The organism is Anoxybacillus sp. MB8 (assembly GCF_011006755.1).
GTDB lineage: Bacteria > Bacillota > Bacilli > Bacillales > Anoxybacillaceae > Anoxybacillus > Anoxybacillus gonensis.
Genome location: NZ_RXXX01000045.1, coordinates 1 through 22,054, shown reverse-complemented (window position 1 = coordinate 22,054; position 22,054 = coordinate 1). Strand labels below are relative to the sequence as shown.

The following is a 22,054-nucleotide window of genomic DNA, read 5'->3' as shown; positions in this document are numbered from 1 at the left end:
GGGCTCCACTCCTTTCTTTGGTTGTATTTTTTTCGCACTTACTACCTTACCAGGAGGAGAGCCCGTTTTTCATCTATTTTGCTTACATATCTGACAGGTTCCTTATTATACCAAATCAGGAACCTGTCTTTTTTTCTCCCACAAACATTTTACTCATACATAAAATTTTTTGTAAAAAAAGAGCTGATTTTGCACAATAGCAAAACAGCTCCTTATCATTTATGCATTGTTTTTTAAAATTTCAGATTTAAATATTTGTTCGTACACCGGCCACTTTAACACTCGTTTTAAATATTCTTTAAATGAATACACCTTCTTTGGACTTTTTCTAGCATGCACTTGTGCAATAAACGTTTGCAACCTTACTTTTACCATAAATTGATAAGGGTTATCGTCCTCCAATACCGGAATTTCGATAATTTTTACTTTTTGCCCATCTACGTTTTTAAACTCTAGGCTTTTGAATAACAAAATATCAATCCTCTTTTTTGACCGATTTACTTATATTATACACGATTTTTATGTTGAAGTATGTCACATTTCGTCATCGATTTATAAAAAATTTTTGTCAAATGAGCAAATGGAACAAGCTGCTATCTTTATTCACTTCCATAAACGGAAAACCTTTTTTCTTCATTCGTTCGATGAGCGGACCGTAATCTTCACGACATTTTAATTCAATGCCAACGAGAGCGGGGCCACTTTCTTTATTATTTTTTTTCGTATATTCAAAGAGTGTAATGTCGTCTGTTGGTCCTAATACTTCATCGAGAAATTCCCGCAAAGCGCCAGCACGTTGCGGAAAATTCACAATAAAATAATGTTGAAGTCCTTCATAAATCATAGAACGCTCTTTAATTTCTTGCATGCGCCCAATATCGTTGTTTCCTCCGCTAATAATACAAACAACGGTCTTGCCACGAATATGTTCTTTATATAAATCAAGCGCAGCAACCGGCAACGCTCCAGCAGGCTCGACTACAATCGCGTTTTCATTATAAAGTTGCAAAATCGTTGTACATGCTTTTCCTTCAGGAACAACGACAATATCATCGACCATTTCTTTTGCTAATGCAAATGTTTTTTCCCCCACACGTTTCACTGCCGCGCCATCTACAAATGGATCAATTTCACTTAAAGTGACGACTTCTTCTGCTTCAAACGATTTTTTCATGGAAGGAGCTCCTTCAGGTTCGACGCCAACTAATTTCGTTGCTGGTGAAATACTTTTGATATACGTTCCGACACCAGAAATAAGCCCCCCACCGCCAATGCTTGCAAACACATAATCAATCGCTTCTTCACAATCATTTAAAATTTCAACACCAACTGTTCCTTGCCCAGCAATCACAGCTTCATCATCGAATGGATGGATAAATGTTCGCTGCTCTTGCTTTGCGCAAATAAGTGCTTGTTCATAGGAATCATCAAATGTATCGCCAACTAAAATAATGTCAACAAACTCTCGACCAAAAAACTGTACTTGCGATACTTTTTGTCTCGGAGTTGTAGATGGCATATAAATTTTCCCATGCACACCGAGCGCTCGACATGAATAAGCTACACCTTGAGCGTGATTGCCTGCACTTGCGCAAACAATTCCATTTTTCTTTTCTTCTTCACTTAAGCTTTTCATTCGATAATATGCACCACGAATTTTAAACGAGCGAACGACTTGTAAATCTTCCCGTTTAAAATATACATGACAATCATACCGTTCTGAAAGCAATTCATTTTTTTGTAAAGGGGTATGATACACGACATCTTTTAACGTTTGATAAGCAATTAAAATATCTTCTACATATACGCCATGTTTTCGTTTTACTTGTTGTTCCATTTTCTCGTTTCCTTTCTATTTATAATTTCATTGTCAAAATTATGTTATTCTAAAATATATCATATTTTCGAATAAAGAAAAGTAAATTTTCTAAAAATTATTCAAAAAGATGAAGCTCGCCAATTAGCGAGCTGTTCGTTCATATATACAAAATGTGTGTGGATAACGATTTTTTTCGTCTTGCACACCTTGTCGAGCGGTACGAAGCACCCATTGCTTTTCATCAATTGGTGGGAAAAATGCATCTCCTGTAAACGTTTCGTCAATATGTGTAACGTACAATTGATCGGCTAGCGGCATCGCTTGTTCAAACACTTGTGCCCCCCCGATAACAAACAAATGACCATGTTGCTGTTCTATTTGTTCGATGTCATCAATTGAATGAATGACTTGAACATTCGAATCCGCTGAAAACGTGTTGTCCCGTGTAAGTACGATGTTTATTCTTCCAGGAAGCGGACGGCCGATCGATTCAAATGTTTTTCGCCCCATGACAATCGGATGACCCATAGTTACATGTTTAAAATAAGCTAAATCCGACGGTAAGTGCCAAGGTAATGTATTGTTCCAACCAATGACTCGATTTCGATCCATCGCGACAATAATAGAAATCAATTGACTCACTTCCCTTACACAGACACGTCCGCTTTAATGTGCGGATGCGGATGATAATCAACAATTTCAAAATCTTCAAAGCGATATTCAAAGATAGACGCTGGTTTTCGTTTAATGACTAATTTCGGAAGTGGACGCGGTTCTCTCGTTAATTGCAACTTCGCTTGTTCGATATGATTCATATATAAATGAACATCACCGCCAGTAAAAATAAGTTCTTTCGGTTGTAGATCGCATTGTTGAGCAACCATATGCGTAAGTAGTGCATAGCTTGCGATATTGAACGGAAGACCTAAAAACGTATCAACCGAACGCTGTTGCCACATGCACGATAACGTCCCATTTTCCACGTAAAACTGAAAAGCATAATGGCAAGGAGGCAACTTCATATTGTCTAATTCCGCAACATTCCATGCGCTTACTAAAAGACGGCGCGAATTTGGATTGTGCTTTATTTGTTCAATCACTTCGCTAATTTGATCAATCGTTCGGCCGTCTGCTCCCCTCCATGAACGCCATTGAGCTCCATATACCGGACCTAAATCTCCGTTTTCATCTGCCCATTCATCCCAAATTGTTACACCATTTTCTTTTAAATAACGAATATTCGTATCCCCACTTAAAAACCAGAGCAACTCATGAATAATTGAACGAATATGTAACTTTTTTGTTGTAAGTAAAGGAAATCCTTCACGTAAATCAAAACGCAATTGACGTCCAAATACAGAAATCGTCCCTGTTCCCGTACGGTCATCCTTATACACACCGTTTTGTAAAATATCTTCAAGTAATTGTAAATATTGCTTCATGACACCCTCACCCTTTTTTATGTACTGTCATTTATTATGACATAAACGATAAAAGTAGGAAAGACAAAAACCGTAGGATTTTCCCCTACGGTTTAACAAATACGAGGCAACATTAATCCTGTTAATCGATATAATCTTCGTGTTGTGCCAAGCGGTGTTCGCAACAATAATTGACCTTTATTTGTTGCTCGAACAGTTCCGATGACAGCGGCATCTTTTCCTTCAGGTTGAGAACGAAGGGCATCAAGAACAGCCTGTTCATCTTCTTTTGGAACGATCATGACCACTTTTCCCTCATTGGCCAAATAGAGCGGATCAAAACCGAGCAATTCACATGCTCCTTCCACTTCTTGTTTTACAGGGATACGTTCTTCCTCCAATTCAATCGTTACCCCAAAATCTTCACAAATTTCTACAAGGGCAGTCGCTAATCCCCCGCGGGTTGGATCGCGCATCAGGCGAATGCGTTGACTTGCTTGTAACGCTTTGGCAATGAGCGGATACAATGTTGCACAGTCGCTCTCAACCGTTGATACAAGACCTAATTCCCCTCGGGCCACTAATATAGCTACTCCATGATCACCAACTGAACCGCTGACAATGACCGAGTCGCCTTCACACATTTTAGGCTCAAGCGGATGGGAAATGACTCCGATCCCTGTTGTATTAATATATAATCCATCCGCACTACCACGTTCAACAACTTTTGTATCGCCCGCAACAATCGCCACATTTGCTTTTTTTGCTTCTTCAGCCATCGATTGCACGATCGTTTTTAAATCACCAATTGGAAACCCTTCTTCGATAATAAAACTACAAGTCATGACTTTCGGGATCGCTCCAACGACCGCTAAATCATTTATTGTTCCAGCTACCGCTAACTTTCCAATGTTTCCACCTGGAAAGAAAAGAGGTTTAACGACAAAACTATCCGTTGTCATGGCTAGCTCATGCAGGTCTAACGTAAACGTAGCTGCATCGAATTTTGCATGACGATCGTTATGAAACATAGAAACAAAAATATCCGCAATGAGCTGATGAGCTAACTGTCCTCCGTCTCCGTGGGCGAGCGTTATTCGCTCCATTTGTTACTCCTCCCTCATATATTGATAATACGCTGCACAACTACCTTCTGATGACACCATACAAGGTCCAATCGGATGAAGCGGTGTACATGCTTTCCCAAACAATACACATTGTGGTGGATCGATAAGCCCACGAATGACTTCTCCACACCGACACTTTGTTCGACGCGGTTCGCGCGTTAAAACAGAAAACTTCACCTTTGCGTTAAACCGATCATACTCTTTCTTAAAATCCATTCCACTTTGTGAAATCACCCCGATACCGCGCCACGCCTCATCGCATAATGTGAAATAATGGTTCATCCAATATTTCGCTTGTACATTTCCTTGTTCATTCACTACACTTTTATAATCGTTTAATACAATAGCGTGCTGTTTGAGTGCTAACATTAATAAATGACGAATTGCACTTAACATATGTAATGCTTCAAATCCACTAATTACTGCAGGCATATTGTATTCCGTTGCTAAAAATTCAAAATGAGCTCTCCCCATCACCATGGATACGTGCCCAGGGAGTAAAAAACCGTCTAGTGACACGTCTCCATCGTGAAGTAATTGCCGCAAAATTGGCTCCACTAGCTTTGTCGACATCCACATGGAAAAATTGTGCACTTGCTTTTCTTCTGCTTCTTTTATTGCTGCAGCTAAAATTGGGATGGTTGTCTCAAACCCTATCCCTAAAAAAATAACTTCTTGATACGGATGCTGTTCAGCAATACGAACCGCATCAACTGGAGAGTAGACGACACGCACATCTTTTCCTTCTGTCTTCGCTTGCATCAACGTTCCATAAGATCCAGGCACCCGCATCATGTCGCCAAATGTGCAAATGATTCGATCTGCACCATCTGTCAAAGAAATCATTGCATCAATTGTTACTTGATCAGTGACGCAAACAGGACAACCAGGACCAGAAATGAGACGAACGTATCCTTCGAGCGCTTTTTTTACTCCCGTACGAGCAAGTGCCATCGTATGTGAACCGCACACTTCCATAAACGAAGGCATTCGTCCAAACGTTTGTTGAAACTGATTTGCTAACGTCTGTACTTCTTTTAACAACGTTCGACTGAGCGCTGAACGAGTTGGGCTATCCATCACGTCTAGCATCGACTAGCTTCCTCCATTCTTCCAAACTTTCTTTTGCATACTGTTCATCAATAATCGACATCGCCTGTCCAGCATGCACAATGACATAGTCGCCAATTTTGACTTCAGGAACAAAAATAATTCCAACATCCATTTGCGATCCCATGACATCTACTCGTGCGGAAAAACCTTCAATATGTAACACTTTTGCCGGTACTCCTACACACATACACGATCCCTCCTATGTGCTGCGATGATTAACTGTCCAAGAGCTAGTCCTCCATCATTGCACGGTACTTTTTGATGCGTGTAAACACACAATCCAAGCTTACTGAGTTCTTGACGAAGACGTTTAACGATATAACGATTATGCATACTCCCTCCCGATAATACGATATTTCGTTCGTACGTTGGATATTGTTGTAAAGCTAAACGAACCAATTCGACAGACGCTTGCACGACTGTTTCATGGAAGCGACCAGCAATGATATTTACTTGTTCATGAGCTTCAACATCTTCCCATATCGCTTGCCACATCTTTGCCAAATCAATTTCCCATTCATCCTGTTTTTTTATATGAAACGGATAAGCTTCATATATTTTTGTATCATCAATAAATTCAGAAAGTCGAACAGCCGCCTCTCCATCGTACGTACTATGCGTGCAAACGTACAAAAAGGCACTAACGGCGTCAAATAGCCTCCCGCACGTACCTGCTAAAGGAGAGTGTAGCCCTTTTTCGACCATTTGTTTTAATACACGTACCTCTTGTGCTCTTTCGGTAAATCGCTTCTCCGCCAGAGCATATCCTTGTTCACCGAAATAATGTCCGAGCATGCCGACGGCTGTACGCCAAGGCTCTTTGATGCAACGCTCTCCACCTGGAAGCGGAGTATACGTTAAATGCCCGAGCCGTTTATATTGTGAAGCATCTCCGTACAGTAGCTCAAACCCCCATATATGTCCGTCCTCCCCGTATCCTGTTCCATCTAAAATAAGGCCAAAACAAGGGGAATATATGTGATTTTCCTCCATGCACGAAACCATATGTGCATGATGGTGTTGGACAGCTACAATATCGGTATGCCATTGTTTTGCGATGTTCCACGTTTCATAGTTTGGATGCAAATCAACAGCAATTGCTTTTGGTGTCACTCCCATCCAAGTGCGTAAATGTTCGTATTCCCTTTGGAAATGTTCAACGACTTCTACATGCTCTAAGTCACCAATATGAGGTCCTAAAAAAATTTGATGATGTCTCCCAAACGCGAATGCATTTTTTTGTTGCCCACCAAGTGCTACAATTTCATGAACGTCATACTTCGTCTCTAATGGATCGGGAACAAAGCCACGCGCTCGTCGAATAAAATGAATCTTGCCACTCTCTATTTGAACAACAGAATCATCAATAGGGTGAACAATCGGACGATTATGTACAAGAAAATAATCAGCAATGCCTTGTAAATCACGTAAAGCTTGTTCATCTTCGTATATCATGGGCACCCCTGAACGATTCGCACTTGTCATCACGACAACAGGCAATCGGTCATCAAGCAATAAATGGTGAAGTGGGGTGTACGGTAACATCACTCCAACTGTTTGTAACCCCGGAGCAACCGATGAAGCAATCATTGTGTTTTTTCTTTGTTTCACAACAACAATGGGAGCTTCCGGCGAAGTTAACAACCGTTTTTCTTCCACAGTTACATGACAGAATTGTTCTACAATATCAAGGGAGGCTGCCATGATAGCTAGCGGACGATGAGGCCGTTGTTTTCTTATTCGTAATTGTCGGACAGCCACTTCATTTGTCGCATCACAAGCTAAGTGATATCCACCTAATCCTTTCACCGCAACAATCGCCCCAGCACGAATATATTCCTTCGCTTGTTCAATGGCATCTCCTTGCAACGCTTGCCCATCTGGCATCAATAATGCAACAGATGGACCGCATGTTGGACAAGCAATAGGCTGAGCGTGATGACGGCGGTTCATAGGATCTTTGTACTCTTGCTCACATCGTTCACACATTTGGAACGAGCGCATCGATGTAAACGGACGATCGTACGGCAACTGTTCAATAATCGTATAACGTGGGCCACATTGTGTGCAATTAATAAACGGATAGCGATACCGATGATCATTTGGATCATACATTTCTCGTAAACAATCTTCACAAACAGCCGTATCAATTGGAATCACGAGCGAAGAACTTCCCGTTCGTTCGCTCGGAATGATAGAAAAATCTTTAAAAGCACGCCATTGTGATAAAGTTACAACCATCTCATCGATGCGAGATAGCCGCGGTGCCTCCATCGGTAAAGAGTAAATAAACTGGTCAACTGCATATGCATCGCCTTCGATATGAATAAAAACCCCATCCATATTATTTTGGACTATTCCTTTTACTTGATATCGCTGGGCAAGTGCGAAAATAAAAGGACGGAAGCCAACTCCTTGCACTCGTCCTTTCACTGTGATATTGACTGCTTTTTGCATCGAGCAACCCCTTCTCGAATCCAATGTAACCATTCATCCATTCCTTCACCCGTTTTTGCTGACAATGGAAGCAACTTAGACTGTGGATGAATACATGATAAATCTTCTTTCGCTTGTTCGACATCAAAATCAAGATACGGTAGTAAATCAATTTTATTTAGTAAAACAAGCTCTGTTCTCATAAACATCGTCGGATATTTTGGGATTTTGTCATTCCCTTCTGGTACGCTTAACACAGCTACTTTATGTTGCTGTCCTAAATCATAACCGGATGGACAAACAAGATTTCCTACATTTTCAATAAATAAAATATCAAGATGTTGAAAATCAAATTGCGGTAAAACAGCCGCAATCATGCGAGCATCTAAATGGCACCCTCCATGCGTATTAATTTGTACGGCTTGCGCACCAAGGGCACGAATGCGATCTGCATCTTTTTCTGTTGCTAAATCCCCTTCAATGACACCAATACGAAACTCATTTGCTAACGCCTCAATCGTCTTTTCTAAAATGGTTGTCTTCCCTGCGCCTGGTGAACTCATTATATTAATAACAAGCGTATTCGTTTCCTCAAACAATTGCCGGTTAAACGAAGCTGCACGGTTATTGTTTGTTAACACATCAACTTCCAATGTAATTTTCATCCGTCGAACTCCCTTCATATGCCAATATACGAAATGTTTCTCCGGCTACAATGTTTCCGCTCGGAAGTAAACATGCCGGACATTGAGCAATTTTTGTCACAGGTTCATATTGGCTTCCACAAATGGCGCAAACGGCTTTTGCTTTCTCTATATGAATGATCAATTCAGCATCTGTTGTTAAACAGTTATTTGTTTGCATTTTATACACATCGAATGCAAAATGTAATGCGTCTGGAAGTACATTGCTCAACGTCCCAACAAGCAATTCTACCTTTTTTACATATTTTACCTGTTTTAATCGAGCATCTTGCTCAATTAACTGAACGATTTCCCCCATTAATGCCATTTCATGCATACGAATCCCTTTCTATTTGCACATACCATTCGTTTCCTTCTTGTTTTGTAGGAAGAAGTGGCATATGCAAAGTTCCGTTTTGTGAAAATACATACCATTCACGATCACAATACAAACAAATAAAGCGACGATCTTGCACAATATAATGCGGCATGACTTGACAATGTGAACAAATGGCTTTTCTTACATATAACGTTCCTTCCTGTTTGTAAACAATGAGCGGGATGCGATCAACAGTTTTGATTTCAACATCACATATATCATCGCACGAGCCAATAGCATGCCACGTGCGATGATCGGAAAATAGTTTCTTCATTTTTTCCACCTCGTCTTCTAATAATGGGGCGGAAGCTTCTTTCATTGTTTCAATTAAACTATTACGCATCATTTTTAAAAATTGCAGGCGATTCATTGCGTGCAACACCACTTCTCCACTTGGTGAACAACTCGCTCAACAACGTGTGGAAGCTGCGCTTGGACAATTGGTGATAACTCTAATCCGAGAGATAAAGATGCAGGTTGAACTCCAAATAAAACCATTTGCTTTGGACATGTTTGACGTATTTTTGCAGCTGACAACACTTCCTGAAAACCGAGTTGATGAATAGACATTTTAATTCCAAAATATGATGGAATTTCATCATCGATTAACGTAACGATTGTTCCTGCTTCTTTTCCTGCATTGACAGCATCGATAATTACCAAATACTCCGTTTCTTCAATTGTCCCAAGTAAACGCATCCCATCCGTTGAACCTTCAATCACTTCTACCTCGTCATATTTCGCCAATTTTTCTTCTAATAAAGGCAAAATATGAATGCCTACTCCTTCATCGGAATATAGTAAATTTCCAATTCCGAGAACCGTTATTTTTTTATTTTTCATCCTGTTCACCTAATGCTTCTTTTTTTCGTTCGAGTTTATAGCCAGTAAAAATAGATGACATCGTTCCATTTCGTTGTAAATAGTCTTCGCGAAATGCCATATATACGTGTACAACAGTAAAAATGATAAAACCCCATGCTACAAGATGATGCCACGAACGAACAGAATAGCTATCGCCACCAAATAAATGAGCAACCCACATAAACATTTTTCCATAAATTGATTCTGGTTGTGGTTCAAATAATAAATAGTAACCTGTAAGCATCATGATGATCGAACCAAGACCAATAAAAATCCAATAACTTAATTGAGCGAGCGGATTATGTCCAATGTAATGTTTTTTATTGTTTTTCATAAATAAGTAATATTTTATTGTTTCAAACGCTTCCTTCCAAAAAGAAAGGCGAAACGGATTCGATGTTGCATGCTCATTTCCTTTGTACACCCAATACCAACGAACAGCTAAATTAATAGTAAAAAGAAAAGCAACAAAAAAGTGAATGTAGCGCGCCCAACCCATCAAAAAGGAATAATATGCCTCTTCTTGAATAGATGCGGACACGAACGGGCGGCCAATGAACACGCCCGTAATCATTAACACTAGAATAGAAAAAGCATTAATCCAGTGAAAAATACGAACAGGCAACTCCCATACGTACACTTTCACCATGTGATCGTTTAATTCAATATGTTTTGCTTTTCGCGACCGCTTCCAAATGACTTCCGTCCGTTTTTGTTCAATTTTTGGATTTGTCGGGATCGACATACACTCCCCTCCTACCCAATACGAATATGAGTCGTTTGTTTCGATTCAAGATCTGTTAAATGAACCGCACATGCTAAGCATGGATCGAACGAATGGACGATGCGCAAAATCTCTAACGGCTTTTCTTTATCAAGCAATGGCGTTCCTTTTAAAGATGCTTCATACGCACCAATTTGTCCTTTATGGTCACGCGGTGAAGCATTCCACGTCGTCGGAACAACCGCTTGATAGTTTTTCGTTTTTCCATCTTCAATTTCAATCCAATGACCTAGCGCTCCACGCGGCGCTTCCATCCATCCGACTCCTTTTGCTTTTTTCGGCCACGTACTTGGCTCCCATTTTGTTCGGTCAAATGTAATTTGATTTCCATTGCGAATATTCGCCAATAATGCGTCCATATCGTCACGCATCCATTTTGCAACAAGAATGGATTCAAGTCCGCGCGCTACTGTACGACCAAGTGCTGAACGCATCGCTTCAAGCGGCCAATTCAATTTTTTTAACGTGTCATCTATTAATCCGACAAACTCATCTTTCTTTAAAGCATAGCCAACGAGCATGCGTGCAAGTGGCCCCGTCTCCATCGGATGTTCTTTCCATCTTGGAGATTTTAACCAGCTATATTTTTCATCTGTATTTAATGTTTTAAACGGTGGCTTTGGTCCTGTATAACGAAGCGATGTTTCACCCTCCCACGGATGCTTACCAACACCACCTTCTTTTCCGTCATACGTATACCATGAGTGATCGATAAACTCTTTTACTTGTTCTGGATCTTTCGGATCGACATCGAGCACTTCATTAAGATTTCCATTTAAAATGACACCACGCGGGAAACGATATAAGTGAACGTCTCGAATATCCCCTGTTGAAAAATCTCCATAACATAAATAGTTGTTTAAACCGCCACCATATGTCCAATCTTTATAAAATGAGCCAATCGCCAATAAGTCTGGAATGTAAACATTGTTGACAAACTCTACTGCCTGATCAATAATTTGCGAAACGTGCATTAAACGTTCGGCATGAATAGCATTATCGCTATTCACATCAATTGGCGTAGCCATTCCACCGACAACATAGTGAGGATGCGGGTTTTTTCCACCAAAAATCGTATGAATTTTCACAATTTCTTTTTGCCAATCGAGCGCTTCTAAATAATGAGCAACAGCAAGCAAATTCACTTCAGGTGGTAACTTATATGCTTTATGCCCCCAATAGCCGTTTGCAAAAATGCCGAGTTGTCCACTATCCACAACTTTTTGTACTTTCATTTGAATGTCTTTAAAATAACCTGGGGACGATTTTGGCCAACTAGAAAGTGATTGAGCAATACGGCTTGTTTCGTTTGGATCTGCTTTAAGCGCACTTAATACATCAACCCAATCAAATGCATGTAAATGATAAAAGTGAACGACATGGTCATGTAAAAAAACAGCCGCGTTCATAATGTCACGAATCAAATGTGCATTTCTTGGAATTTTAATATCAAGCGCATCTTCAACGGAACGGATAGAAGCTAAAGCGTGTGTTGTTGTACAAACACCACAAATGCGTTGCACATATGCCCAAACATCGCGTGGATCGCGATCTCGGACAATTAACTCAATGCCACGAACCGCTGTACCCGAACTAAATGCTTCTTGAATCACACCGCTGTCATCAACATCTACTTCAATGCGTAAATGCCCTTCAATTCGCGTTACTGGATCGACAACAATACGTTCTGTCATCTTTATTCACCTCAATCATGATGTTCATCTTTTTTCTTCATTGCCGTTACTGCTGCATGGGCAGCAACACCTGCAGCGGTCACACCAACCGCAATCGCTCCAACGGTTTCTGGATTAATCGTCGTTTGAGATGCAGGAATTTTAGCGCGACGAACGAAGAAAGGACCGTTATCCCAAAAGCCTTTTTCAGAACAACCGATACATGGATTTCCGGATTGAATTGGATAGCTAACCCCACCGTTCCAGCGCATTTCTGCACAAGAGTTATATGTTGTTGGCCCCTTACAGCCTACTTTATATAAGCAATATCCTTGTCTTGCTCCTTCATCGTCAAACGATTCCGCAAATAATCCCGCATCAAAATATGCGCGACGATTACATTTATCATGAATACGATGACGATAAAATGCTTTCGGTCTGCCAAGATGATCAAGCTCTGGAAGTTTCCCGAACGTAATAATATGCGCAATGACACCCGTCATGACTTCTGCAATTGGTGGACATCCTGGCACTAATATGACAGGTTTATCTTTCACAAAATGCGTAATCGGTTTGGCTTTTGTTGGATTTGGATATGCAGCAGGAATCCCTCCCCACGATGAACAGCTTCCGTATGCAATAATCGCTTTTGCTCCTTTAGCTGCGCGAAGAAACGTTTCTTTTGCCGATACGCCCCCAACGGTTAAAAATGCATCATCTGTCGGCAAGCTTCCTTCTACTGCAAGTATGTATTCTCCCGGATAATGTTCAAGCACATGTTCGAGGGCAGCTTCAATTTGATGACCTGAAGCAGCGGAAAGCGCTTCTGAATACTCGAGAGAAATCATGTTTAACAGCACACTTTCCACTTTCGGATGCGTAGAACGAATAAATGATTCAGAGCAACCTGTACAGTCTTGAAACTGTAACCAAATAACGGGAACGCGTTGGTTCTTTTCCATCGCTGCAACAACTTGATCGGTTTGTGAAAAATCAAGTCCCATTGTCGCAGCAAGTGCTGTACACATTTTTAAAAAATCGCGTCTTGTGAAACCGCGATCAAGCACTTCTTCTAAAATTGTTTTTCTTTTCACATAGCTCCTCCCCTTTACTTGATAACGTTTACAATTGATTATATATCATTATTTACCTTTATGTTATTTTCATGGCATAATTGTAACAAAATGTTCTTAAATATATTAACAACGTGAAAATAGTTTTTATTATAATAAGTAGGTAAATAAAAAAGCGCCTTCTATTCGGAAGACGCTTCTTGCTCCAACTGTTTTTCTTTTCGTTTATACACAAATTTTGAGATTGATATACTTACTTCATATAGCAAAAGCAATGGAATCGTTACTAAAAAGTCGGAAATAAAATCTGGCGGTGTAATCGTGACCGCGATAATTACTAATACAAAATACGCGTATTTTCTCACTTTTTGCAACGCATACGGATTAATGATTCCAATACTTGTTAAAAACATAACGATAATTGGCAATTCAAACAAGATCGCAAATGGAATCGTCATGTTCAAAATAAAACGAAAATACTTTTCTGTTGTAAACATCGTTGCGAACAAATCTTCACCGAGGCTCATTAAAAAATGAAACACCATAGGCAATACAACAAAGTAACCAAAACATAAACCGAGTACAAATAGCAAAAATGTCGCTGGAATATATGACAGCGTTACTTTTCGCTCTCGTGGTGTAAGAGCAGGTTTCACGAACATCCATACTTGCCAAACGAATACAGGAATCGTCATTGTAATGGCAAACACGCCAGCTAACATCACATATACCCATAAAATATCGGTCGGACCTAAAATCGTTAGCTTCACATCCAAATCAGCGATTAACCAACGATATAAATCTTGGACAAAAATGAATCCTACAATAAAAAATAAAATAAGTGCTCCAACAACAATAAACACGCGTTTGCGTAATTCTTCTAAATGCTCGACTAGCGTCATCTCTTTGTCTTCATATCGTTTCTTTTCTTCCACGAGCGTAAACACCAACCTTTTTCCATGTTAAAAACGGCAACACATCGTTGCCGCCTTATGATTTACGCGCTTCTTTCTTTTCATCAAGCTCCTCTAATACTTCATCACGCAATCCTTTTGTTGACTTTTTAAACTCACGCAATGTTTCACCAAAAGCCCGTCCGATTTCAGGTAATTTTTTCGGTCCGAAAATGACAAGAGCGATGACAAGAATTAAAATTAAGCCAGGTACTCCGATATTTGAAAGCATAACGTCATCTCCTTTTTTTATACATACGCTTCTTTTATTGTATTGCTAAGATCTTCATTTTTCAATGACAAATTTTTAAGAGGTGTGAGAAATGTTTGACAATCAACATACAGTGTACGCTATTTTCTTTACCATAACTAGTGATGTCACTATAAAAGTCGGTCAATTAGGCAATTTTTTATTTCCAAGCGGAAACTATATTTATGTAGGAAGTGCGAAACGAAACATTCAATCACGTATTCAACGTCATATGCAAATGGAAAAACGAAAACGTTGGCACATTGATTACATTCGTCCGTATGGTACAATTACACACGTGCAAACGTATTCCTCCGAACTGAGTGAATGCGAACGTGCCCAACAGTTGTTTCAACAATATAAAGGTCGATGGATTGTAAAAAAATTCGGTTCATCGGACTGTCGCTGTTTTTCCCATCTTATTTATTATAAAGAATAAACGAGGGACGTATTCCCTCGTTTAACTTGCTTTCTCATATTTTTTTTCGTATTTTTCTTCCGATTTTGCAATAATAACTGCACATGCCGCATCGCCTGTAATATTCACGACTGTTCTCGTCATATCGAGTAAGCGGTCAACACCTAAAATGAGCGCAATTCCTTCAACAGGTAGACCGACGGATGTTAACACCATGGAAAGCATAATTAAACCAACACCCGGAACGCCTGCTGTACCAATGCTCGCAAGTGTTGCTGTTAAAATGACGGTCAAAAGATCGCTAAATGTTAAGTCCACACCATACACTTGCGCGATAAACATCGTTGCCACACCTTGCATAATGGCTGTTCCATCCATATTAATTGTGGCCCCAAGAGGTTGAACAAAACCGCTAATGCTTTTCGGAACGTTTAAATTTTTTTGTGCTGTTTCCATCGACACTGGCAACGTAGCATTGCTGCTCGATGTACTAAACGCAACCGCCATTGCTGGAGAAAATCCTTTAATAAACGCGATAGGGCTCATTTTCCCAAGTGTCCATACCGCCATACCATACACGACGAAGAAATGAATAAATAACGCTAACAATACAGCAAACATATATTTCCCCATCGCTGCAATCGCATCAAATCCTTGTCCGCCAATTGCAATGGCAATTAATGCAAACGCACCATATGGCGCAAACTTCATCACCCATTCTACTAAATACATGAGAAGATCATTTGCTTGTTCTACAATGACTCGCACTTGTTTTACTCGATCACCGAGGCGAGCAATGGCCATTCCAACCAACACCGCAAATACAATGACTTGTAACATATTTCCTTCAACCATGGCTTGGAATGGGTTTGTTGGAATAATATTCAATAATGTATCTACAACTGGCGGAGCTTCTTTCTTTTCAAACGATGCCCCTTCTAAATTAAAATTCCCTTCTCCTGGACGAATCACAGATCCTAATGTTAAAGCAATAACAAGCGCAAGAGAAGTAGTAATTAAAAAGAATGCGATTGTTTTGATACCAATACGACCAAGTTTTTTCGGATCACCAACACCAGCTGCTCCTAAAATGAGCGATACAAGAACAATTGGAACAACAAGCAATTTAATCAAGTTAATGAATATTGTTCCAAGCGGATTGAGTACGTATGTTTTTGCGAGGTCAAACCATTCTGTTGGAAGAGCTAAGTTGAAAATGAGCCCAACGATAATTCCTGCAAACATTCCTAGTAAAATTTTTTTCGTCATTGACATATCCACACCTCCATCAATTTCTGCGTCTTTTGCTGTAAAACGTATTCAACTTCTTATGGGAAAAGGGTTAAGGGAGAGGACCTATTCAATTGTAAATGTTTTTTTTAAAATTGTAAAGAAAAAATGAATATAATTGTTAGAAAAGTGGTTGAATTTCTTTTTTTACAAAAAAATAACTACCACAATGATGTGGTAGTTTACGAACGCTTTGTTTTTTTGCGACTCGAATCCGCTTCGATGTTTCCTGTTTCATGCTCAGTCGTGCCTTGCCCTTGAATCTCTGGTGAACTTAATCCTGTTTTCGAAGCATCTTTTTTTCGTTTCCCCACTTCATTCACCTCCTACTATCTTATTTTGCTTCATTTATGAAAGTTCAATCGTTCCAAAATGAAATTTTGCTGTTTTTCTTCGATAAACGAAAAAATGAAATTGATCAAAACGTGAACTTTGCCAATGGTCTTTTAGCACAACTCGTTGTCGAGCTACTCGTTTCGCTTGTTCGATATCTTCTGCTGTAACATCCGTATATAGCGCTGCCTGTTTTAATCCCCTTAGTCCATCCGCTTCCTCAATGCTTACTTCAAACATCGGATCCAAATAAACGACATCATATGACTGATCATCACATTGCGCTAAAAAAGAGCGAAAATCGGCATAATGCACATGAATGCGTCGCATCGCTTCATTCAGTTGAACAACATCACTTTCCCAATGACGTAATCCTTGTTTTGTTAAGTAAGCGATATATGCACTTCCTTCGATCCCTACCACTTTTCCTTCTTCACCAACAACTAAGCTAGCGACTATGCTATCAGCTGCTAATCCAAGCGTACAATCTAAAAACGTCATTCCTTTTTGTAATTTCGTCGCTTGTAAAAACGGTTCACTTTCCCCTTTTAAAATACGCTTCGCACGAAAAGAGGAAGAATTTGGATGAAAAAATAACGGTTCATCTCCGTTAATCAAATGGATTTCTAATCTTTCTTTCCCTACAACCAAAACAGGTTCAGCTATCTGTTGCTGAATGGCTGGAATGGAACGTTTCTGACGCGGAATGTACGGAATTTGTAATTCTTCGGCAATTTGTTTCGCTTTTTCAATCATTTGTTCGTTTGTTCGGCCAGCAGTTGTCACAATCATACGTTCACCCCAAAAGAAAAAGGATGTCAATCGGACACCCTTAACAATGTTTTTCAAAAGCTTGCATAATATTTTGCATAATATTTTCAAGAGAATTTGCTTCGATATCGTGGCGCGGAATAAAATGAACAACTTCTTTTCCTTTTAATAAGGCCATCGATGGCGAAGAAGGTTCTATACCAACGAAATACTCACGCATTTTAGCCGTTGCTTCACGATCTTGTCCAGCAAACACTGTCACAAGATGGTCTGGTTTTTTCTCGCTCATTTGTACCGCCTGAATAGCCGCTGGACGTGCAAGCCCTGCTGCACAACCACAAACGGAATTAATGACAACAAATGTCGTTCCTTCTACTTGTTCCATAAATTGTTCTACTTCTTCGCTCGTACGTAATTCTTTAAATCCACCGCTGACTAATTCATCACGCATCGGTTGTACTACTTGGCGCATATATTCTTCATATGACATAAACATACGTGCATCCCTCCAAATCATTCTTGCTTTTACAAGGATACAACAATGCAAATAGAAAAATCAATAAAATAAAAAACATTGAACAATTTTCTAAAAATTTTTATAATGAATGTATTTATATGATGTAAATGGAGGTTGAGAACATTGCCAATTAATATTCCTCGTGATCTTCCAGCTAAAGAAATACTAGAACAAGAAAATATTTTCGTCATGGATGAAGATCGCGCCTATTCTCAAGACATTCGACCGTTAAACATTATCATTTTAAACTTAATGCCGCAAAAAGAAAAAGCAGAAACACAGCTATTGCGTTTACTTGGAAATTCGCCGCTACAAGTACATGTCACTTTTTTACGTCCTGAAACACATGAAGCGAAAACAACATCAAAACATCATCTTGATCAATTTTATACAACATTTCAACATGTTCAGCATAGAAAATATGATGGCATGATTATTACCGGTGCCCCCGTTGAACATTTGCCGTTTGAACAAGTCGATTACTGGGATGAGTTAACTCAAATTATGGAATGGACAAAGACGAATGTCACATCTACGTTACATATTTGTTGGGGTGCACAAGCAGGGATGTACTATCATTACGGTATTCCAAAATACGATTTACCACAAAAATGTTTCGGGGTATTCGATCATGTGTTAGAACAAAAGCACGTGAAACTGATTCGTGGATTTGACGATATTCATAAAATCCCACACTCTCGCCATACAGACGTGAAACGTGAACATATCGAAGCGGTTTCAGAGTTAACGATTTTATCTTCATCTGAAGAAGCTGGCGTCTGTCTCGTCATTTCAAATGATGGAAAACAAGTGTTTTTAACAGGGCACCCAGAGTATGATGCCACAACGCTAAAAGAAGAATATGAACGAGATGTGGCTAAAGGGTTAGATATTCAAATTCCAAAATATTATTTTCCGCATGACGATCCGAATAAGCAACCATATAACACGTGGCGTTCTCATGCGAATTTACTGTTTGTCAACTGGCTCAACTACTATGTGTATCAAGAAACGCCTTACATTTGGGAGTAAGCTTTCGCTTTTTGCGAGAGCTTTTTTATTGATATATATTCAAATTTGAATATAATAGTTTGTATATCATTCATACGAAGGAGCGTAATAAAAATGGAAAATGAACAACGACATTTATCGTTTATTGTAGCTGGATTGTTATTAGCAATCCTAATGGCAGCGATGGATAACACAATTGTTGCAACGGCAATCGGGACGATCGTTGCTGATTTAGGTGGCGTAGATCAATTTGTTTGGGTCACATCTGCTTATATGGTTGCCGTCATGGCTGGTATGCCGATATTCGGGAAATTGTCAGATATGTACGGTCGAAAACGTTTCTTTTTATTCGGATTAATCGTCTTTTTAATCGGTTCTGCGCTCTGTGGTTTAGCACAAAGCATTGTACAACTTAGCATTTTCCGCGCGATTCAAGGAATTGGTGGCGGGGCATTAATGCCGATTGCATTTACCATCGTATTTGACGTGTTCCCACCAGAAAAACGGGGAAAAATGACAGGATTGCTTGGGGCGGTCTTTGGGATATCAAGCGTGCTTGGTCCGCTCCTCGGTGCCTATATTACCGATTACTTAAGTTGGCATTGGGTATTTTACGTCAATGTCCCAATCGGTTTATTGTCCATTTTTTTCATTGTTCGTTATTACAAAGAAACAACACCACACACAAAACAAACTATCGATTGGTTCGGTGCACTTACTCTCATTGTTACAGTCGTTAGCTTAATGTTCGCCCTTGAATTAGGTGGAAAAAAATATGATTGGGATTCATTCACCATCATATCGTTATTTATGATTAGTGCGATTTTCTTACTCGCATTTTTGTATGTAGAAACAAAAGCAAAGGAACCAATTATCTCATTTTCACTATTTAAACGACGAACATTTGCTGTAGCGCAGTTGCTTGCTTTTTTATACGGTGCGACATTTGTCATTTTAACTGTTTTTATCCCGGTATTTGTACAAGCGGTTTATGGCGGTACAGCAAAAAATGCTGGATTAATCTTAATGCCAATGATGCTTGGATCTGTTGCAGGCAGTTCGTTTGCTGGTATTTCACAAACGAAAACATCGTATCGAAACATTATGTTTATTTCTGTGATCGCTTACTTTACAGGCATGCTTCTACTTAGTTTCATGACACCGGAAACATCGCGTATATGGTTAACTGTGTATATGGCAATTGCGGGATTTGGCGTTGGGTTCTCATTTTCTTTGTTACCGACTGCATCAATGCACAATTTAGAACCACGTTTTCGTGGAACAGCGAATTCAACCAATTCGTTCTTTCGCTCGCTCGGCATGACGCTCGGCATTACCATTTTCGGAACGATTCAAACAAATACATTAACTAACAATTTAAAAGAAACTTTCGGTTCGATGCCATCAGCACATTCGTTCGATCCACGTGCACTATTTGAAGCAGGAGCACGCGCACAAATTCCGGCACCTATTTTACAAAAAATTGTCGATGCGTTGGCATCATCCATTACGTATGCATTTACGCTCGCATTAATCCCAATTGCTCTTTCATTCCTATTGATTTTCTTCATGGGAAATGAAAAACTAGAAATACAAAAACGGGCAAAAGTAGGGGAATAAAATGAGCGTGAAACTTGTCATTCTCGGCTTGTTGATGGAAGGTGAAAAACATCCATATGAAATTCAACAAATTGTCAATGAACGCCATATGAAACATTATATTAAACTTGCAGCCGGATCGCTCTATTATGCCTTTGATCAACTTGAAAGACAAGGATATGTAGAAGTGGTCGATGTCGTACGCGATACAAATCGTCCAGATAAAACGATTTACCGCATTACCGAAAAAGGAAAGCAACACTTTGAACAGCTCTTGCTAGAAGAATTACAAAAACATGAACATATTCACCGTTCTATTTATGCGGGACTATCTTTTGCTGCATACGCCGATGCAGCAAAAGTAAGTGCGGTATTAGAGCGACGTTTGCAAGAAACAAAACAACAACTCGAAAAATTGAAATGGATATTTGAACAAAAGCGACCAAATGAATATGTCGCAAAATTGTACGTGTTAAAAGGAGTCATCATGCATTTAGAAACCGAAATAGAATGGCTCCAACAATTAATTCAGGTCGCTAACAATAAAAAACTACATGAAAAAGGAGGGAGCTAGCTCCCTCACTTTTTTTGCAACATAAATAACCACATAAACGAAACAGCCTGTTTTAATTCTGTTGGTAGCTGTTGAATGGAATGCTCATCGACGCCACGCTTATACACTCCCTCTTGAGAAACAGTGATGAAGCCATTTTCCTTTGCTAACTGTTCAAACTCCCATGGCATCATCGTATTACAAATGACTGCTTCATCATATAAACGACGATAGCTATTCACTCGAGGAGCGGCCGTTGGGCCAAGAATGCCGACACATACATATGCATTTGTTTTTAACACCCGACGAACTTCTTCAAGTGCAGCAAGTGGACGTTCAGTCCATTCCAAGCAGTTAATAATCATGGCACCGGAAAACGTTTCATCTGGAAAAGGCAAGTTCATAATGTCTGCTTGTTGAAAATGAAGATGTTCATGATACCTTTGTTTTTTCGCTAATTCAATCATTTCACTTGATAAATCTAATCCGATGACACGATATCCTTGTTGACATAGTTTATATGACCCGTATCCATCCCCACATCCAATATCTGCAATATACCCTTCTTTCGGCATATATGTCGTGACAAACGGAATAATTGTCTTTCGACTTCCTCTCTCCCACATGTCTTCACTGCTTTGATGCCACCACTCTGCCCGCTCATCCCATTGTTTTTCCGCCTCTTTATGCCATGCGCGCATAACTCCACCCCTTTTTGAAAAAATAAACATGTTACGTTTATTGTAGCAGAAAGGAGGCCGAAACATGACAAAAAAAGTGAACGAAGGAAGTCGAAATCAAAACGCACCGACACAACACGGGCAACTATATGAAGGTGCAGGAGATAACAGTAAAGGCCGTAAGCAAAACAAAAGCCAAAGCGATAAAACAAAGTAGTCAACTACCCAACGACTAAAGTCGTGGGCTTGCAACTCCCCAGAAGTGCAAGCGGATGTTATCCTCCTTCCTTCACTTGGGGTTGCATCA

The 22,054-nt window shown here is 39.7% G+C and carries 27 protein-coding genes; 5 read left to right on the top strand and 22 right to left on the bottom strand.

Features of this window, described 5'->3' with window-relative positions; all coding sequences use genetic code 11:
- Window positions 1-219: 219 nt before the first annotated feature.
- The 17 genes from EKC99_RS13105 to EKC99_RS13025 all read right to left on the bottom strand — a co-directional run bounded on the left by EKC99_RS13105 (window position 220) and on the right by EKC99_RS13025 (window position 14,557).
- Complete coding sequence (locus tag EKC99_RS13105; RefSeq protein ID WP_021094802.1) at window positions 220-471, bottom strand: YpmP family protein; 252 nt, start codon at window positions 469-471, stop codon at window positions 220-222.
- Window positions 472-568: 97 nt separating this feature from the next.
- Window positions 569-1,837: a threonine ammonia-lyase IlvA gene (gene ilvA / locus EKC99_RS13100; RefSeq protein ID WP_021094801.1), complete on the bottom strand. Its 1,269-nt coding sequence runs from the start codon at window positions 1,835-1,837 to the stop codon at window positions 569-571.
- A gap of 123 nt (window positions 1,838-1,960) precedes the next feature.
- Window positions 1,961-2,452 carry a dihydrofolate reductase gene (locus EKC99_RS13095; RefSeq protein ID WP_021094800.1) on the bottom strand — a complete coding sequence of 164 codons (492 nt, stop codon included), beginning with the start codon at window positions 2,450-2,452 and terminating at the stop codon, window positions 1,961-1,963.
- Between the two features lie 14 nt (window positions 2,453-2,466).
- Window positions 2,467-3,261, bottom strand: a complete 795-nt coding sequence (gene thyA / locus EKC99_RS13090; RefSeq protein ID WP_009361209.1) for a thymidylate synthase — start codon at window positions 3,259-3,261, stop codon at window positions 2,467-2,469.
- A 92-nt stretch (window positions 3,262-3,353) separates the two neighbouring features.
- Window positions 3,354-4,346, bottom strand: a complete 993-nt coding sequence (hypE, locus tag EKC99_RS13085; protein WP_021094799.1) for a hydrogenase expression/formation protein HypE — start codon at window positions 4,344-4,346, stop codon at window positions 3,354-3,356.
- Window positions 4,347-4,349: 3 nt separating this feature from the next.
- Entirely contained in the window at window positions 4,350-5,459 is a 1,110-nt protein-coding gene (gene hypD / locus EKC99_RS13080; RefSeq protein WP_021094798.1) for a hydrogenase formation protein HypD, read from the bottom strand.
- Window positions 5,440-5,667 carry a HypC/HybG/HupF family hydrogenase formation chaperone gene (locus EKC99_RS13075; protein WP_021094797.1) on the bottom strand — a complete coding sequence of 76 codons (228 nt, stop codon included), beginning with the start codon at window positions 5,665-5,667 and terminating at the stop codon, window positions 5,440-5,442. The genes hypD and EKC99_RS13075 overlap by 20 nt, the downstream gene beginning before the upstream one ends.
- The gene (hypF, locus tag EKC99_RS13070; protein WP_021094796.1) at window positions 5,658-7,937 is read right to left on the bottom strand and encodes a carbamoyltransferase HypF; all 2,280 of its coding nucleotides are present in this window, start codon (window positions 7,935-7,937) and stop codon (window positions 5,658-5,660) included. Before hypF ends, EKC99_RS13075 begins: the two co-directional genes overlap by 10 nt.
- Window positions 7,910-8,581: a hydrogenase nickel incorporation protein HypB gene (hypB, locus tag EKC99_RS13065; RefSeq protein ID WP_163152230.1), complete on the bottom strand. Its 672-nt coding sequence runs from the start codon at window positions 8,579-8,581 to the stop codon at window positions 7,910-7,912. Before hypB ends, hypF begins: the two co-directional genes overlap by 28 nt.
- On the bottom strand, window positions 8,559-8,936 hold the full coding sequence (locus tag EKC99_RS13060) for a hydrogenase maturation nickel metallochaperone HypA/HybF (RefSeq protein ID WP_163152228.1): 378 nt from the start codon (window positions 8,934-8,936) through the stop codon (window positions 8,559-8,561). Before EKC99_RS13060 ends, hypB begins: the two co-directional genes overlap by 23 nt.
- The gene (locus EKC99_RS13055; protein WP_163152226.1) at window positions 8,929-9,348 is read right to left on the bottom strand and encodes a 2Fe-2S ferredoxin; all 420 of its coding nucleotides are present in this window, start codon (window positions 9,346-9,348) and stop codon (window positions 8,929-8,931) included. The genes EKC99_RS13060 and EKC99_RS13055 overlap by 8 nt, the downstream gene beginning before the upstream one ends.
- Window positions 9,345-9,821 carry a HyaD/HybD family hydrogenase maturation endopeptidase gene (locus EKC99_RS13050; RefSeq protein WP_009361201.1) on the bottom strand — a complete coding sequence of 159 codons (477 nt, stop codon included), beginning with the start codon at window positions 9,819-9,821 and terminating at the stop codon, window positions 9,345-9,347. Before EKC99_RS13050 ends, EKC99_RS13055 begins: the two co-directional genes overlap by 4 nt.
- Window positions 9,811-10,587 (bottom strand): Ni/Fe-hydrogenase, b-type cytochrome subunit, encoded by a 777-nt coding sequence (cybH, locus tag EKC99_RS13045; protein ID WP_021094791.1) that lies wholly within the window; start codon window positions 10,585-10,587, stop codon window positions 9,811-9,813. The genes EKC99_RS13050 and cybH overlap by 11 nt, the downstream gene beginning before the upstream one ends.
- Window positions 10,588-10,598: 11 nt before the next feature.
- Complete coding sequence (locus EKC99_RS13040) at window positions 10,599-12,320, bottom strand: nickel-dependent hydrogenase large subunit (RefSeq protein ID WP_009361199.1); 1,722 nt, start codon at window positions 12,318-12,320, stop codon at window positions 10,599-10,601.
- 11 nt (window positions 12,321-12,331) lie between these two features.
- Complete coding sequence (locus tag EKC99_RS13035) at window positions 12,332-13,393, bottom strand: hydrogenase small subunit (RefSeq protein WP_009361198.1); 1,062 nt, start codon at window positions 13,391-13,393, stop codon at window positions 12,332-12,334.
- Window positions 13,394-13,554: 161 nt separating this feature from the next.
- A complete protein-coding gene (gene tatC / locus EKC99_RS13030; protein WP_192813507.1) occupies window positions 13,555-14,274 on the bottom strand; it encodes a twin-arginine translocase subunit TatC in 720 nt (239 codons plus the stop codon).
- A gap of 88 nt (window positions 14,275-14,362) precedes the next feature.
- The gene (locus EKC99_RS13025) at window positions 14,363-14,557 is read right to left on the bottom strand and encodes a twin-arginine translocase TatA/TatE family subunit (protein ID WP_009361196.1); all 195 of its coding nucleotides are present in this window, start codon (window positions 14,555-14,557) and stop codon (window positions 14,363-14,365) included.
- A gap of 91 nt (window positions 14,558-14,648) precedes the next feature.
- Here EKC99_RS13025 and EKC99_RS13020 point away from each other — a divergent pair, with 91 nt between their 5' ends.
- On the top strand, window positions 14,649-15,014 hold the full coding sequence (locus EKC99_RS13020) for a GIY-YIG nuclease family protein (protein ID WP_009361195.1): 366 nt from the start codon (window positions 14,649-14,651) through the stop codon (window positions 15,012-15,014).
- Window positions 15,015-15,035: 21 nt separating this feature from the next.
- Here EKC99_RS13020 and EKC99_RS13015 read toward each other — a convergent pair whose 3' ends face one another.
- The 4 genes from EKC99_RS13015 to EKC99_RS13000 form a co-directional block, all read right to left on the bottom strand.
- Window positions 15,036-16,268, bottom strand: coding sequence for a dicarboxylate/amino acid:cation symporter (locus EKC99_RS13015; protein WP_193551712.1), 1,233 nt, complete (start codon window positions 16,266-16,268; stop codon window positions 15,036-15,038).
- A gap of 197 nt (window positions 16,269-16,465) precedes the next feature.
- A complete protein-coding gene (locus EKC99_RS13010; protein ID WP_081957740.1) occupies window positions 16,466-16,597 on the bottom strand; it encodes a YuzL family protein in 132 nt (43 codons plus the stop codon).
- A gap of 34 nt (window positions 16,598-16,631) precedes the next feature.
- Window positions 16,632-17,408 carry a class I SAM-dependent methyltransferase gene (locus tag EKC99_RS13005; RefSeq protein ID WP_163152224.1) on the bottom strand — a complete coding sequence of 259 codons (777 nt, stop codon included), beginning with the start codon at window positions 17,406-17,408 and terminating at the stop codon, window positions 16,632-16,634.
- 40 nt (window positions 17,409-17,448) lie between these two features.
- Window positions 17,449-17,883, bottom strand: a complete 435-nt coding sequence (locus EKC99_RS13000) for a BrxA/BrxB family bacilliredoxin (protein WP_009361191.1) — start codon at window positions 17,881-17,883, stop codon at window positions 17,449-17,451.
- Between the two features lie 144 nt (window positions 17,884-18,027).
- On the opposite strand from EKC99_RS13000, the gene metA reads away from it, so the two are divergent.
- The 3 genes from metA to EKC99_RS12985 all read left to right on the top strand — a co-directional run bounded on the left by metA (window position 18,028) and on the right by EKC99_RS12985 (window position 21,088).
- Complete coding sequence (gene metA / locus EKC99_RS12995; RefSeq protein WP_035066491.1) at window positions 18,028-18,936, top strand: homoserine O-acetyltransferase MetA; 909 nt, start codon at window positions 18,028-18,030, stop codon at window positions 18,934-18,936.
- Window positions 18,937-19,029: 93 nt separating this feature from the next.
- Window positions 19,030-20,535 (top strand): MDR family MFS transporter, encoded by a 1,506-nt coding sequence (locus tag EKC99_RS12990; protein WP_026011453.1) that lies wholly within the window; start codon window positions 19,030-19,032, stop codon window positions 20,533-20,535.
- Window position 20,536: 1 nt separating this feature from the next.
- Complete coding sequence (locus tag EKC99_RS12985) at window positions 20,537-21,088, top strand: PadR family transcriptional regulator (protein WP_009361188.1); 552 nt, start codon at window positions 20,537-20,539, stop codon at window positions 21,086-21,088.
- 5 nt (window positions 21,089-21,093) lie between these two features.
- On the opposite strand, the gene EKC99_RS12980 is transcribed toward EKC99_RS12985, so the two are convergent.
- Window positions 21,094-21,768, bottom strand: coding sequence for a class I SAM-dependent methyltransferase (locus tag EKC99_RS12980; RefSeq protein WP_009361187.1), 675 nt, complete (start codon window positions 21,766-21,768; stop codon window positions 21,094-21,096).
- 64 nt (window positions 21,769-21,832) lie between these two features.
- On the opposite strand from EKC99_RS12980, the gene EKC99_RS16005 reads away from it, so the two are divergent.
- On the top strand, window positions 21,833-21,964 hold the full coding sequence (locus EKC99_RS16005) for a hypothetical protein (protein WP_256368746.1): 132 nt from the start codon (window positions 21,833-21,835) through the stop codon (window positions 21,962-21,964).
- The last annotated feature ends 90 nt before the right edge of the window (window positions 21,965-22,054 follow it).